Source organism: Enterobacter sp. Cy-643, from assembly GCF_011752815.1.
Taxonomy (GTDB): domain Bacteria; phylum Pseudomonadota; class Gammaproteobacteria; order Enterobacterales; family Enterobacteriaceae; genus Cedecea.
In genome coordinates this window covers 64626-78326 of the sequence record NZ_VWWV01000002.1, presented here as the reverse complement: position 1 = coordinate 78326, position 13701 = coordinate 64626, and the positions used below count along the sequence as shown (strand labels likewise).

The 13701-nt window shown below is 53.4% G+C and carries 16 protein-coding genes; 9 read left to right on the top strand and 7 right to left on the bottom strand.

Going from position 1 to position 13701, the window contains the following annotated elements:
* Positions 1–200: 200 nt before the first annotated feature.
* Genes F3J29_RS08655 through F3J29_RS08640 form a run of 4 tightly spaced genes read left to right on the top strand, consistent with a single transcriptional unit; the run spans position 201 to position 3339 of the window.
* Positions 201–1058, top strand: a complete 858-nt coding sequence (locus tag F3J29_RS08655) for an ABC transporter substrate-binding protein (protein ID WP_166865230.1) — start codon at positions 201–203, stop codon at positions 1056–1058.
* Between the two features lies 1 nt (position 1059).
* Positions 1060–1884 (top strand): amino acid ABC transporter ATP-binding protein, encoded by an 825-nt coding sequence (locus F3J29_RS08650; protein WP_286175231.1) that lies wholly within the window; start codon positions 1060–1062, stop codon positions 1882–1884.
* Positions 1881–2654 (top strand): amino acid ABC transporter permease, encoded by a 774-nt coding sequence (locus tag F3J29_RS08645; RefSeq protein WP_166865228.1) that lies wholly within the window; start codon positions 1881–1883, stop codon positions 2652–2654. The genes F3J29_RS08650 and F3J29_RS08645 overlap by 4 nt, the downstream gene beginning before the upstream one ends.
* Positions 2644–3339 (top strand): amino acid ABC transporter permease, encoded by a 696-nt coding sequence (locus F3J29_RS08640; RefSeq protein WP_166865225.1) that lies wholly within the window; start codon positions 2644–2646, stop codon positions 3337–3339. Before F3J29_RS08645 ends, F3J29_RS08640 begins: the two co-directional genes overlap by 11 nt.
* On the opposite strand, the gene F3J29_RS08635 is transcribed toward F3J29_RS08640, so the two are convergent.
* Positions 3320–3766, bottom strand: coding sequence for a DUF441 domain-containing protein (locus F3J29_RS08635; protein ID WP_166866631.1), 447 nt, complete (start codon positions 3764–3766; stop codon positions 3320–3322). The two genes, F3J29_RS08640 and F3J29_RS08635, sit on opposite strands and share 20 nt — an antisense overlap.
* Before the next feature lie 117 nt (positions 3767–3883).
* Here F3J29_RS08635 and yoaI point away from each other — a divergent pair, with 117 nt between their 5' ends.
* Positions 3884–4021: a small membrane protein YoaI gene (gene yoaI, locus F3J29_RS22850; protein WP_353620555.1), complete on the top strand. Its 138-nt coding sequence runs from the start codon at positions 3884–3886 to the stop codon at positions 4019–4021.
* Here the strand turns inward: yoaI and F3J29_RS08630 are convergent, their stop codons facing one another.
* Positions 4022–4516: a YbaK/prolyl-tRNA synthetase associated domain-containing protein gene (locus F3J29_RS08630; RefSeq protein ID WP_166865223.1), complete on the bottom strand. Its 495-nt coding sequence runs from the start codon at positions 4514–4516 to the stop codon at positions 4022–4024. It abuts the gene before it with no gap.
* A gap of 112 nt (positions 4517–4628) precedes the next feature.
* Here F3J29_RS08630 and F3J29_RS08625 point away from each other — a divergent pair, with 112 nt between their 5' ends.
* Complete coding sequence (locus F3J29_RS08625; RefSeq protein WP_166865220.1) at positions 4629–5054, top strand: GNAT family N-acetyltransferase; 426 nt, start codon at positions 4629–4631, stop codon at positions 5052–5054.
* A gap of 53 nt (positions 5055–5107) precedes the next feature.
* Here the strand turns inward: F3J29_RS08625 and F3J29_RS08620 are convergent, their stop codons facing one another.
* The 3 genes from F3J29_RS08620 to ycgZ all read right to left on the bottom strand — a co-directional run bounded on the left by F3J29_RS08620 (position 5108) and on the right by ycgZ (position 6110).
* On the bottom strand, positions 5108–5386 hold the full coding sequence (locus F3J29_RS08620) for a biofilm development regulator YmgB/AriR family protein (RefSeq protein ID WP_286175230.1): 279 nt from the start codon (positions 5384–5386) through the stop codon (positions 5108–5110).
* A gap of 37 nt (positions 5387–5423) precedes the next feature.
* Entirely contained in the window at positions 5424–5789 is a 366-nt protein-coding gene (locus tag F3J29_RS08615) for a hypothetical protein (protein ID WP_286175229.1), read from the bottom strand.
* Positions 5790–5861: 72 nt separating this feature from the next.
* The gene (ycgZ, locus tag F3J29_RS08610) at positions 5862–6110 is read right to left on the bottom strand and encodes a regulatory protein YcgZ (protein WP_166865215.1); all 249 of its coding nucleotides are present in this window, start codon (positions 6108–6110) and stop codon (positions 5862–5864) included.
* A gap of 307 nt (positions 6111–6417) precedes the next feature.
* On the opposite strand from ycgZ, the gene F3J29_RS08605 reads away from it, so the two are divergent.
* From F3J29_RS08605 to F3J29_RS08595, 3 genes are all read left to right on the top strand, one after another.
* Complete coding sequence (locus tag F3J29_RS08605; RefSeq protein WP_166865212.1) at positions 6418–7608, top strand: diguanylate phosphodiesterase; 1191 nt, start codon at positions 6418–6420, stop codon at positions 7606–7608.
* 129 nt (positions 7609–7737) lie between these two features.
* Positions 7738–8466 carry a MerR family transcriptional regulator gene (locus F3J29_RS08600; RefSeq protein ID WP_166865209.1) on the top strand — a complete coding sequence of 243 codons (729 nt, stop codon included), beginning with the start codon at positions 7738–7740 and terminating at the stop codon, positions 8464–8466.
* Positions 8467–8864: 398 nt separating this feature from the next.
* Positions 8865–9614 carry an SDR family oxidoreductase gene (locus F3J29_RS08595; protein ID WP_166865206.1) on the top strand — a complete coding sequence of 250 codons (750 nt, stop codon included), beginning with the start codon at positions 8865–8867 and terminating at the stop codon, positions 9612–9614.
* Positions 9615–9739: 125 nt separating this feature from the next.
* Here the strand turns inward: F3J29_RS08595 and F3J29_RS08590 are convergent, their stop codons facing one another.
* Together F3J29_RS08590 and yeaG are read right to left on the bottom strand one after the other, a co-directional pair.
* Positions 9740–11023, bottom strand: a complete 1284-nt coding sequence (locus tag F3J29_RS08590; RefSeq protein WP_166865203.1) for a YeaH/YhbH family protein — start codon at positions 11021–11023, stop codon at positions 9740–9742.
* A 71-nt stretch (positions 11024–11094) separates the two neighbouring features.
* Complete coding sequence (gene yeaG, locus F3J29_RS08585; protein WP_008456669.1) at positions 11095–13029, bottom strand: protein kinase YeaG; 1935 nt, start codon at positions 13027–13029, stop codon at positions 11095–11097.
* Between the last annotated feature and the right edge of the window lie 672 nt (positions 13030–13701).

Genomic DNA, 13701 nt, shown 5'->3' with positions numbered 1-13701 from the left:
GCCATAAATTGCCAATTTTTTATTTTTAAAATAATCACTTAACTTAATTATTTGTTAAATCTATAAGTAAAAGATTTAACCCAGGATTAACTAATATGTTTTCTGCATATGCAATGCAGGATTAAGCATTGGCGAGGGGGAGGCGCTTGTGCGAGCGTAAAGGCATAGCTCGCTCACAGACGGGATAACAAGGAAAATCAATGGCACAGGTAAAGGCTTTAACGCACACAACTTCACACACAACAGCGCAACGGACATTAACGCTCTCTGCTTTGGTTCTGGCCCTGTCCGGCCTGGCCTCCGCCGCGGTTCACGCAGACCAGCTGGCGGATATTAAAAAAGCGGGCGTGGTTAAAGTGGCCACTTTTGACGCAAATCCACCTTTTGGCTCTATAGATGCTAAAACGCACGATATCGTGGGCTATGACGTTGATTTCGCAAAAGCACTGGCTAAATCCTTAGGCGTTAAGCTTGAGCTGGTGGCCACCAACCCGGCGAACCGTATTCCGCTCCTGCAGTCCGGTAAGGTCGACCTTATCGTCGCGGACATCACGATTACGCCGGAACGCGCCCAGGTGGTGGATTTCTCTACCCCTTATTTTGTGACCGGGCAGCAGTTCCTGGTCCCGGCTTCCGGGCCGGATAAGCTGGAGGATTACGCGAAAGGGCGCGTGGGTGCGGTGAAAGGCACCACCGGAGAACAGGCGCTGGTGCAGCGTTTCCCGTCAATTCGAGTGCTTTCTTATGATGATATCCCGCTGGCTTTTACCGCGCTGCGCAACGGTAACGTCCAGGCAATCACTCAGGACAGCACTATTCTTGCCGGGCTGCTGGCCGAAGCGCCGGATAAGGCGAAGTTTAAAATTCTGCCGGACTTGCTGAGCAAGGAAGAGATTGGCGTTGGCGTGAAAAAAGGGGAGCCTGGCCTTTTGAAAGCGGTTAACGACGAGCTGGTGAAGCTGGAACAAAGTGGCCAGGCAGAGCAAATCTACAGCGCCTGGTTTGGCTCCGACAGCAAAACCCCGCAGCCGCGCAGCTTTAAAATTGTAGCCAAATAACATGTTGAAACGACCACCTCATTTGTCCGCAGCTTCGGCTGCGGATTTTTTGCATCTGCAGTCCGCCAGCGTTGAGTTTCGCAAAGCGAGTAAACATTATGGTGAAACTGCCGTCCTGCGCGAGATAGACCTGACCATCGCGGCCGGAGAAGTGGTGGCGATTTGCGGCCCGTCCGGTTCGGGGAAATCCACCCTGATAAGGCTCATTAACCAGCTGGAAACCCTCAGCGATGGCGATATTTTTATCGATGGCAAATCCACGCGAGCGCTGAATAACAGGACGCTGCGCCGCCTGCGAAGCCGGATCGGTTTCGTTTTTCAGCAGTTCAACCTTTACGCTCATCTCACGGCGGAGCAAAACATTACGCTGTCGCTAACCCACGTTCACGGCTGGAAGCGGGAGGAGGCGCATCAGCAGGCTTTGGCGCTGCTCGCCCGGGTCGGCCTCGCCGAAAAAGCGCGGCATTATCCGGCACAGCTTTCCGGCGGGCAGCAGCAGCGCGTGGCGATTGCCAGAGCGCTGGCGTCATCGCCGCAAATTATCCTGTTTGACGAACCGACTTCGGCCCTCGACCCGGAGATGGTTGGTGAAGTTCTGCAGGTGATGAAGGATCTCGCCCACAGCGGCATTACCATGATTGTGGTCACACATGAGATGCAGTTCGCGCGTGAAATTGCCGACCGAGTGGTGTTCATTGACGGCGGGGCTATTCTGGAGCAGGCGGCCCCGGCGCAGTTTTTCCGCTCGCCGCAGCATCCCCGCGCCCGTCGCTTTCTGCAAAAAGTACTCGACCCGCTGCATGCCGATGCCAGGGATGAGTCATGAACAGCTACTTTGACTGGGCGGGGGTGTTAAGTGGAGCCCCGCGAGCCTGGCTGATCTCCGGTTTGCTGACCACCGCGTGGGTGACGTTTGCCGGGATAATTATCGCTACCCTGTTTGCCGTGCTGCTGCTGGGGCTTCGGCTCGCCGGTGGTCGGGCAGGACGCTATTTCACGGCAAGCTGGATCTCCCTTTTTCGCAATACGCCTTTGCTGGTACAGCTACTTTTCTGGTATTTCGCCGCGTGGAACGCGCTGCCGCAGAGCTGGCGCGGCTTTATTAATGACGACCACAGCTGGTCTCAGCTGCCCGGCGGCGTCTGGTGGCTGACGCCGGAGTTTCTCTGCGCGGCGTGGGGGCTAGGTGTGTTCACCTCGGCATTTTTGGTGGAGGAGATCCGCAGCGGGTTGCAGGCGGTGCCGAAGGGGCAAACCGAAGCCGCGCTTTCTCAAGGCTTCTCTGAGTGGCAGCTTTTCCGCTCCGTGCTGCTGCCTCAGGGCGTGGTTAATGCGTGGCAGCCGATAGTCGGGCAATATCTCAATCTGATGAAGCTCTCCTCGCTGGCAACCGGTATTGGCTTTGCCGAGCTCACCAGCCAGGTGCGCCGCATTGAAAGTTATAACGCCCACGCATTGGCGGCTTTCGCCGCAGGTACGGTGCTTTATCTGCTGCTGGGGCTGGCGATGAGCGGGCTATTTACGCTCTTTGCTCCGGGGAGACGCGGGTCACCAAAAGCAGGCGCCGTAAGACCGGAGGTACAGCATGATCGCTAACGTTTCGGTTATTACGGACAACCTCGACTATTTGCTGTGGGGAAGAATGGCTCAGGGCGAGCCGGGCGGCGTGTTGCTAACGCTGATGATGGCCGTGGGCGCTGGCGTGCTTGCCCTGGGGATGGGGTTATTGCTGGCCTGTGTCGCCTGGCGCTACGGCGGTATTGTGCGCCGGGTACTTTTCATCTGGGCCGATTTGATCCGCGGTATTCCGCTGATTTTTGTGATTTTCTGGCTCTATTTCCTGCTGCCCGCCATTACCGGGCGTGATTTGCCGGGGCCATTAACCGTCACGCTGGCGCTGGCCTGGTTTACCTCTGCGGCAGTGATGTACACCACGCTGGCGGCGCTGAATGCGCTGGTTAAGGGGCAACATGAGGCGGCAACAGCCGGCGGATTTACGCCGTGGCAAACGCTGAGGCTGGTGCTATTGCCTCAGGCGCTGCGCAACGCTTTACCGTCGTTTGCCGGGTTGTTTATCTCGCTCATCAAAGACACGTCGCTGGCGTTTATCGTCAATGTCCCCGAGCTGACAACCGTTGCCGGGCAGGTCAACAGCCGGGTACAAATTTACCCGGCGGCCATTTTTATCTTTACCGGCCTGGTTTATTACCTGCTGTGCAGCGCGCTGGCCTGGCGTATTCACCGCTGGCAGCGGCAGGAGGCTACTGCTTACCCACAATAAGGGAGACCAGCCCGGCGGCGATCAGCGGTCCAACGGGGACGCCGCGGAACAGGGCGACGCCAAGGACGGTGCCGACCAGCAGGCCGCCCACCAGGCCTGGCTGGCTTCCCATCAGCGTCATGCCGCGCCCGCCGAGCCATGAAACCGCAATCCCGACGACAATCGCCACCAGCGATTTCCAGTGGGTGAAAGAGTGGATCAGGTTGCTGGCGGGCAGGGTGCCGCTGGCTATCGGGGCCATCACGCCGATAGTCAGAATAATGATGCCTACCGTCAGGCCCTGTTTCTCAATCCACGGAAAGAAGGTGTTCAGCGGGGTGACGCGCACAATAATCAGCACGAGGATGGAAACTGCGACGGTGGTGTTATGGCTGACAAAACCTAATCCCGCCAGGGCCAGAAGGATCAACAGCGTGGGGTCAAAAATCATGATATATCCTTGCAAAATAAGAGGTTTTTAACTTTTATTGTTCTGGCGAGTGGCCGACAGCGATTCTGTGGCCATTCATCATCCTGTCATTTTTGCGGTCAATAATTGAACGATATGACAGCAGGCAATGGCTTGCGGGAGAAAAGGATGGGCGATCCAGCGTTATTCGACACAATTTGCATCACTGCCGCGTTCCTCGGGATCGCTTCGGTATTGGTGCTGTCTGTCCTTTATCTCGAACGCCTCGGGTAGCTATTCGGGGCGGTGAAAATTGACCAGCTCCGGGCGCGCAATGCGCAAATAATCCTGCGTATCCATCACCACTGACTTTTCCAGCAACCCTGCATTGAAGGCAATTTCTGAAAAACGCGCGAAAATAGACGGGTCGGCCACCAGCCGGAGCTGTGCGTGAAAGCTGAACGGCGGGATAGCGCCAAACACACATCGCGTTAACTCATCTACTTCCGCCGGGCTTGCCAGCGACGCTTTCAGGCCGCCCAAATGCTGCGCCAGCAGGCTCAGATCCGCCTGCTTGTCCGCCGCCAGAATCGCCAGCACGTGCAGCTTTACGCCATTGCCTTTGACTTTGCAGACCAGCGCTTTGGCGCCCTGGCCAAGCTCGGTGCCGCGGATCGCCGAGACTTCTTCACATTTCCCCGCCGCAACATGTTTTACCACACGGTAGCGGGCCTGCTGTTGCTCGAGTAAATCGATAAGTTGCTGATGGACGTCTTCGCCTTTTGACATTAGCTATCCTTTACTTATGTTCCCGTTTACATTCTTAGTTTGTGCATAAAGACAGTAATACTTTTCAGTCTTAAAAGAAAAGTCAGCGATTGACTATTGGGCGGAGAACGCGATGTCGGGTTTCAAACTAGAAATTTCTGATCAAATCAGCGAGGAATATTCGCTGCCAATCGAGTCAGGACTTGGTGAGTTTAACGATGCGATGAGCGGGATAAACGATCGTAAACCGCTGGCGGTTGTGGTTCGCGATCGTGATAGCGGCAGCGTTGTCGGCGGGATGCTGGGGCGTTCGTCGCTAGGCGTACTGTTTATCGATCTTTTTTATTTACCGCCGGAGTTAAGAGCGCATGGATTAGGCAGCGAGATCCTCAGGACGTTCGAAGCAGAGGGGCGCCAGCGAGGCTGTGTGGCTGGTTTTTTATATACCATCAGTTTTCAGGCTCCGGACTTCTACCGCAAGCATGGCTGGGAGGAATTTGGCAAAATTGACTGTTTACCCGAAGGCACCAGCCGGTATTTTATGAAGAAAACGCTGTAATTCAGAAACAATAAAGGCCGGTTATGGCCGGCCTTTAACTGTCTGCGCACGCCTTAAATATCGTCCACGGTATGGCCGACAACAATCTCTAAAGCATTGCGATAAACGTCGCACATGACGACGTCCTGAGTCGTTTCCAGGGCGTCAACCAGCCAGATAATAATCGCTTTATTGGAAACGCTCTTATTGGCAGACAGAATGGCGGTGACGGCCTGACTGATGGCTGCATTTTCTTCCGCGTGCCGGTCTGCTGTGCTTCTTATAAAGTCGGATAATGCGTGATCTACGATTCCGGTATGCATTGCAGAGGTATTAGAAATTAGCTGTGTCATAGTCATTCACCGTTTTTCAGTTGTTGGCCATGGGCCGCTAGTGGACATTTTTTTCGTTAAGTCGTTGAGTCTTAACTGCGCCTGAAGGCGCTTTTTTTTCTGTCTTTCCTGTCAGACTCTGGGAAATATTTCCCTCGATTTCAGCGATAATTTTCTGCAGCACGTTACGTCGTCGTACTTCTTGTTCCGATATAAACATCGCTTCCAGCCTGGCAACTAACGCGCGGGTATTAATTGCGCTGTTGCTGTTCAGTAACGACAGCGCTGCTTCGCCGATAATCTCGTCCGTTAATTGTTCATCGTCGCTTCTCTTCACTTCGTTACTCCTGATTTCTTCGCCGGGGGTAAATACCGCTGGCATGAAGTCATTTGCCGGAGTCTGAGAATGAGGAAAATTCAGCATTTATACTTCAAGGTGACTCTCCCACCAGGGAGCGTACGCATTACTCTGATTGAACTCCGGGCAGGTTATTCACTAGCGAGTGAAAAGCATGCCCAGCAGGGCCTGATAGTGCTTTTCTTCTTCCGGTTCAGAAACGCGATCGAGTCGGGAGAGCAATTTCGTACAGATCGCTTTTCTGTTCAGATTGCGGCCATCGCTGAGAATTTCGAGCACAATTTGCCCCATTGTTTCCTGCTGAGACGGTGGTGCAACGCGGCTGAAATAGCGCGCAATGTCATTTTCTACGCTGTTCTGACCTGCTGTAAAAGTGTCCTGTCGCATAAGTCGCTCCTGTAAATTCACACGTTGCAAGATGTTAACTAAGTTATGCAATTGCTATAAAAACTGTACACAAAGGTGTATTACTTTGCCTGCTATTTTTTGACTAAAAATGCTAATCTTTATTTATCAATTGGTTGCAGTTATAGGTTTTCAACTTATCGATACGTAAAATTGTACATTTTGACTAAAGGTAAATGGCGAGCAAAACATTCCATGTTGTTAAGTTGTTTAGACTTTGTTGAGTATGTGGCGACGTCAGGGCAGTGATCTGTTAAGTTACTCCCTTAACCTTTCGCAGGAACCCACCATGCTCACGACCGTTATCTACCGTAGCCACATCCACGCCAGCACGCCGTTTGAGGTTTTGGAGGCGATGGTTTCCGCGGCAAATGCAAAAAATATTGACGCTAATGTGACGGGGATCCTGCTATTCAACGGCAGACATTTCTTTCAACTATTGGAAGGCCCGGAAGAGAGCGTGCAGAAGGTTTATCACGCTATTTGTAAAGACGACCGCCATCACAACATTGTTGAATTGCTCTGTGATTACGCCCCGGCCCGCCGCTTTGGGCGAGTGGGCATGGAGCTGTTTGATTTAAGAGAGCACGATAAAAACGATGTATTGCAGGTCGTTCTGGAAAAAGGGACTAGCCGATATCAACTGGCTTACGATGACCGAGCCTTGAGTTTTTTCCGGACCTTCATCGAATCAACGGAAAAAGAGAACTATTTTGAGATCCCTCCGGGTGATGCGTGGGAATTTATTCTCGATGCGCCGGCTCATTCGGTATCAAGTTCACAAACGCTGCATGAAAAGATAGTTTTTCAACCGATTGTTGACCCAATGGCTCGTACTGTCGCGGCAGTAGAGGTGTTAGCCACGGAAGCTAATTCATCGCCAGAGGAAGGGGGGGATGGTTACCAGGCTGAACTGTTGAACGCGAAGGCCGCTTTTACCGCAGCGTACGCCGCTAATATTGGCGTGCAAACGCTATGCATCAATCTGCTGCCGATGACGCTGGTCATGATTCCTGACGCCGTGGAACAACTGCTGGCGGATATTGAGGCGAACGGGTTTGTTCCCGAGCAGGTGGTTATTGAGTTTACCGAAAGCGAAATCATGCCACAGATGGATGCCTTTACCGACGCTATCAGGCAGCTTAAATCGGCCGGTATCAAGCTTGCGATTGATGATTTTGGCGTCGGCTTTGCTGGGCTACAGCTGCTGGCACAATTTCAACCTGAAAGGCTGAAAATTAACCCGTCGCTGATTCGGGGCATTCATAAAAGTGGGCCGCAGCAGGCGATTATCCAGGCCATAATCAAATGCTGCGCCTCGCTTGAAATTGCGGTTTCAGCCACGGGTATTGAGCAAGCGGAAGAGTGGATGTGGCTCGAGGCGGCCGGTATTTCCCACTTCCAGGGGAGTTTGTTTGCTAAACCCTGCGGCCACGGCGCTTTCCGTATTGCCTGGCCAGAGCGTAAAGCAGAGTTGTGATATCTGCCGCGCGTCGTGCCTCAAAGGCATCAGGTTTCACTTGTACAACTCTAAAAAAAATTGTACACATTGAACAGATTGACTAATGTTTCAATGGAGACGTGGGATCTGTGTACGGGGAGGGACACTATGGCCTATTACACGATCGGTGATGTAGCAGAGCGATGTGGCATCAACCCGGTCACCCTGCGAGCCTGGCAGCGCCGCTACGGCTTGCTGAAGCCCCAGCGTAGCGAGGGTGGTCATCGCCAGTTTGATGATGCGGATATTCAGCGCATCGAAGAAATCAAATACTGGATGAGCAAAGGCGTTTCCGTAGGCAAAGTGAAAGCCCTGCTGGAGCGCAGCCACGTGCCGGAAGAGCAGCTGTGGGTAACGCTGCAAGAAGAAATGATGCTTCTGGTCAGGAAAGTTAATCCTGGAAAGCTGCGTGAGAAGATTACTTCTCTCAGCCGGGAGCACAGCGCAGACTTACTGATTGATAACCTTTTGCTGCCCGTGAGGCAAAAACTTAGCCAGGATGAATCCACGGCTTTGTTGATGCGCAGCCTGCTGGATGGCGCGTTGATTTGCCATTGTGCCCAGAGCCTGGCGGCGGCGCAGAACCAAAGTATGGGCGACATCCTGCTGATTGGCTGGCAGACGGACGATCGGGCTGCGTTATGGCTGGAGGCGTGGCGCCTGTCCCGTAGAGGCCTTAGCGTGAACGTATTTGCCGAGCCGGTGGAAACCTTGCGTCCGGAGCTTTTCCCCGGGCAGCATATTTTTCTATGGACGGGAAAAACGTTATCGACATCCCAGCAGGAACAGCTGCTTCACTGGAAACAGTGGGGATACGACATTGAGCTCCATCAATAAGCAGGCGTCAGCCTGATTCAGGTTATTCCCCCGTTTTCTTTTCTCTCAGGGATAAAAAGCCGGTGAAGCGCCGGCTTTAAGCTTTTCCTTATCCGCTGCAAACCGATTCGTTTCAGGTACACCTTTCAACGTGGGATAGCCTTAAAAACATCCAAAACGCCTTCCCCAAAGGTTGAAGGCTTGTCATTTCGCGCACCCTATCCGGTTTTGCCGGGCCCGCCATAACGCGTTTATCCATCAATAAGTTAATTAAAAAGCAAGAAACAGAGTTTTTATGGCATAGCCTGGACATAGGCTTACGGATAAGCCGCTGAAATCAAACGGCGACACGCATCAAGAAAATGAACAGAAAGATTCAAAATGAGTTTCGGAATCTCATTAATGAAATGGGGAAAGTGATGAAATTACTTGAAGGTAAAGTCGCTGTGATTACTGGCGCCTCGGAAGGTATTGGACGGGCTGTTGCTATTTTGTTTGCTCAGCATGGCGCTTCGTTGATTCTGAATGCGAGGAGTCAGGCACCGCTGGATGCGCTGGCGGCGGAGCTTCGTTCCGTTGGCAGTGATGTCAGGATTTTTGTCGGGGACGCAAGCGAAGAGCAAACGCATGCTTCAATCGCCGCCCTGGCTGCTGATGCATTCGGCGGTATCGATATTGCGGTCAATAATGCCGGTACAACGGGCGCTATCCGTCCACTGGCAGAGATCGCCCCTGACGAATGGCAGCATACGCTGACCGTTAACCTGACAGCGGGTTATCTCGGTGCCCGGAGCCAGCTCCCGTTGATGCTCAAACGAGGTGGGGGTTCTCTTATTTTTATCTCCAGCTTTGTCGGTACCAGCGTAGGCCTGCCGGGAATGGCCGCATATGCGGCGGCTAAGGCCGGGCTGATGGGGCTGGTGAAGGGGCTTACCGCAGATTATGCCGGGCAAGGCATCCGTGCCAATGCCTTACTGCCTGGAGGAACGGAAACCCGAATGGCTGGTGATGAGCATCAGAAAGCCTGGGCTGCGGGGCTGCATGCGTTGAAACGTCTGGCACAGCCGGAAGAGATAGCCAGCGCGGCACTGTTTCTGGCGAGTAATATGTCGAGTTTTGTGGCTGGTTCAGCCCTGTTTGCCGACGGGGGAAATGCTGCGGTTAAATAGGAAGCAGCTTGAACATGACTTTTTGAGTGTCGGGCGATTTCTTAGAAGGCACTGAATGCATGAACCTGTTGCCAACTGAATCCGTTTGGCAACAGGTTTTCATCGTGTAACTTACTGATTTTTAACTAGCCATGAGAGTCTGAAGTCTGTTTTTGGAACAGTTCCCGGAATACAGGATAAATATCATCCTGATCCCGGATGTGCTGCATCGCGAAGTTCTCGAAAGTGGCCTGCAGATTTTCATACTCGCGCCACAGGGTCTGGTGCGCCCGGCGGGTGATTTCGATATAGCTGTAGTAGCGCACCACCGGCAGCAGTTTTTTCGCCAGGATCTCATGGCACAGCGGCGAATCGTCTGCCCAGTTGTCGCCGTCCGAGGCCTGCGCGGCGTAGATGTTCCACTGCGCCGGATCGTAGCGTTCCTTCACCACTTCATCCATCAGCTTCAGGGCGCTGGAAACAATGGTCCCGCCGGTTTCCTGCGAGTAGAAGAACTCGTGTTCGTCCACCTCTTTGGCCTGGGTATGGTGGCGAATATAAACCACCTCCACGTTTTTGTAGGTCCGGCTCAGGAACAGATAGAGCAGGATATAAAAGCGCTTGGCCATGTCTTTTGTCGCCTGGTCCATCGAACCGGAAACGTCCATCAGGCAGAACATCACCGCCTGGCTGGAAGGTTCCGGGCGTTTCTCGTAATTCTTGTAGCGGAGATCGAAGGTGTCGATAAACGGCACGCGGGCAATTTTTTCCCGCAGCTCTGCAATTTCTTTCCGCAGGCGCTCCTCTTCCAGCAATTGAGCGGGTTCGCTGCGGCTGACGGTGTCGAGGCTTTCTTCGAGTTCGTGCAGCAAACGGCGTTTCCCCGCGCTCATTGCCGTGCGGCGCGCCAGCGAGTTTTGCAGCGAGCGAACGACGCTGATATTGGCCGGGACGCCGTTAGAGGTAAAGCCGGCGCGATGGGATTTAAATTCGGTGATCTGCCGGTGCTGGTTGCGCTTCAGGTTCGGCAGCGCCAAATCCTCGAACAGTAAGTCGAGATACTCATCTTTGGAGATCTGGAACACAAATTCATCCTGACCTTCTCCGTCCTGGCTTGCCTGACCCTGGCCGCTTCCACCGCCGCCGCCGCCGCCCTGCGGGCGCTCAATGCGGTCGTTTTGTACAAAGTGGTCGTTGCCGGGATGGACGCGGTGACGCAGGCCGCCGCGACCCTGATGAAACATCGGTTCGTTGATATCCTCAATGGGGATGGACACGGACTCGCCGCTGTCCACGTCGGTCACCGAACGCTTGTTGATGGCCCCGGAAATCGACTGTTTGATCTGCGCCTTATAGCGGCGCAAGAAGCGCTGGCGGTTGACCGCGCTCTTGTTTTTGCCGTTAAGCCGCCTGTCTATGAAGTAGGCCATAGTTCCCCCAACTGCTTATGCCAGGTGCGCAAACAGGCCACGCCGCCCGGCGTGACCTGCATGAAACTCCCTTAAGAAGACTTACGGACCCGCAGATACCATTCACACAGCAGGCGAACCTGCTTGCGGGTGTAGCCTTTCTCCATCATCCGATCGACAAAATCATCGTGTTTCTTCTGCTCGTCGGTGGAGGTTTTGGCGTTGAACGAGATAACGGGCAGCAGCTCTTCGGTGTTCGAGAACATTTTCTTCTCGATAACCGTGCGCAGCTTCTCGTAGCTGGTCCAGTTTGGGTTACGACCGTTATTATTGGCCCGGGCACGCAGCACGAAGTTGACGATTTCATTGCGGAAATCTTTCGGGTTGCTGATCCCGGCCGGTTTTTCAATTTTCTCCAGCTCCGCGTTCAGGGATTCGCGGTCAAACAGCTGGCCGGTATCCGGGTCGCGGTACTCCTGATCCTGAATCCAGAAATCAGCGTAGGTGACATAGCGGTCAAAAATGTTCTGCCCGTACTCTGAGTAAGACTCGAGATAGGCGGTCTGGATCTCCTTGCCGATAAATTCCGCATATTTCGGAATCAGGTAGCCTTTCAGGTATTCCAGGTATTTCTCAGCCTGATCCTGCGGGAACTGCTCCCGCTCGATTTGCTGTTCCAGCACATAGAACAGGTGAACCGGGTTCGCCGCCACTTCGACGTGGTCAAAGTTGAACACGCGCGAGAGGATTTTAAAGGCGAAGCGCGTCGAGAGCCCGTTCATGCCTTCATCGACCCCGGCGTAGTCCCGGTATTCCTGGTAGGACTTGGCTTTCGGATCGGTGTCTTTCAGACTTTCCCCGTCATAGACGCGCATTTTCGAATAGATGCTGGAGTTTTCCGGCTCTTTCAGGCGCGACAGGATAGAGAAGCGAGAAAGCGTTTCCAGGGTGCCCGGGGCGCAAGGCGCGTGGGACAGTTCGCTGTGGTTGAGCAGTTTCTCGTAGATTTTGATCTCTTCCGAGATGCGCAGGCAGTAAGGCACCTTGACGATGTACACGCGGTCAAGGAAGGCCTCGTTGTTTTTGTTATTGCGGAAGGTGACCCACTCGGATTCGTTCGAGTGCGCAAGAATAATGCCGTTGAACGGCAGGGCAGAGATGCCTTCCGTGCCGTTGTAGTTGCCTTCCTGAGTGGCGGTCAGCAGCGGGTGAAGCACCTTGATAGGCGCTTTAAACATCTCCACAAATTCCATGATGCCCTGGTTGGCCCGGCACAGCGCACCGGAGTAGCCGTAAGCATCCGGGTCGTTTTGCGCGTGGTGTTCCAGTTTGCGGATATCCACTTTACCGACCAGCGCGGAGATATCCTGGTTGTTCTCATCGCCGGGTTCGGTTTTGGCAATCGCAATCTGGGCCAGAATGGACGGCCAGACTTTCACCACGCGGAATTTGGTGATGTCGCCGCCAAATTCGCTCAGCCGTTTGGCTGCCCACGGCGACATGATGGTGCCGAGGTAGCGGTTAGGGATGCCATATTCTTTTTCCAGAATGGAGGCGTCTTCCTGCGGGTTAAACAGGCACAGCGGGTGGTCGTTGACCGGGCTACGTTCGCCGTTGGCGCTCAGCACATAAATAGGCACGCGCTGCATCAAGGCTTTCAGGCGCTCGGCCAGGGAAGATTTACCGCCGCCCACCGGCCCCAGCAGATAGAGAATTTGTTTCTTCTCTTCCAGCCCCTGAGCCGCGTGTTTCAGGTAGGCCACGATCTGTTCGATAGCCTCTTCCATGCCATAAAACTCTTCAAACGCCGGGTAACGGGCAACCACCCGGTTTGAAAAGAGACGGGACAGCCGTGGCTCTGTGGCAGTGTCTACCATCACTGGCTCACCAATGGCCGTCAATAGCCGTTCTGCCGCATTCGCGTAGGCACTGCGATCTTGTTTACAGATAGCAAGAAATTCCTGCAGTGTGAACTCTTCGTCCTTGGCAGCTTCATAACGCTGGCGATAGTGATCGAATATATTCATGGCATGCCGTCCTTTCGTTTTTAGCACAGGTTAAAGAGCCGTTGGTATGTGTAATAGAGGCTCCCCGGAAGACGTCTGCTAAATGAACAGCAACCTTTGTGCCAGGTTGATACCGGGCGCTCACGCCGCCGTCTCAGCGTTTCACCTTCCTAAAATAAAGCGTAGATGGCATTTGCAAAACTTGCATAAGGCCAACGCTCAATTTCAATGACATATCAATAACTCATCCTAAAAATTTCGTATTTGAGATAAGCGACAGTGTTTGCTTTCATCTGGCTGACATAAAGCTGAAAATCCGCCGTCATCTGAATGCGGGAAGCTAAAAAGTTGGTTGAAGGTTGTGACTAAGTTAATTATTTGGGATGGGAGCCAGGGGTGGTTACACTTCCTGCGCTGATTATTTGATTAAAGGACTGAAAGGATTGTGACCAAATTCAAAATTCTCGCATTAGGTGTACTGTTAGCTTCTTCCGATACCGCTGCGCACGCAGAGGGCCCATGGTCTGTCGGTGCGGGGGCGCGGGTTTAACGCGGGTTACTCCTTGTGGAATGACCAGGCCGATAAGCTGTCCGACTGGGGTACGCCTTTATTCGTGACAACTCCCGTTGCTGGCCTGTTCGCCTGCTCTACAGAGTGCTGGATGTTCATCCCAGTGGCTTTTACGCCTGGTT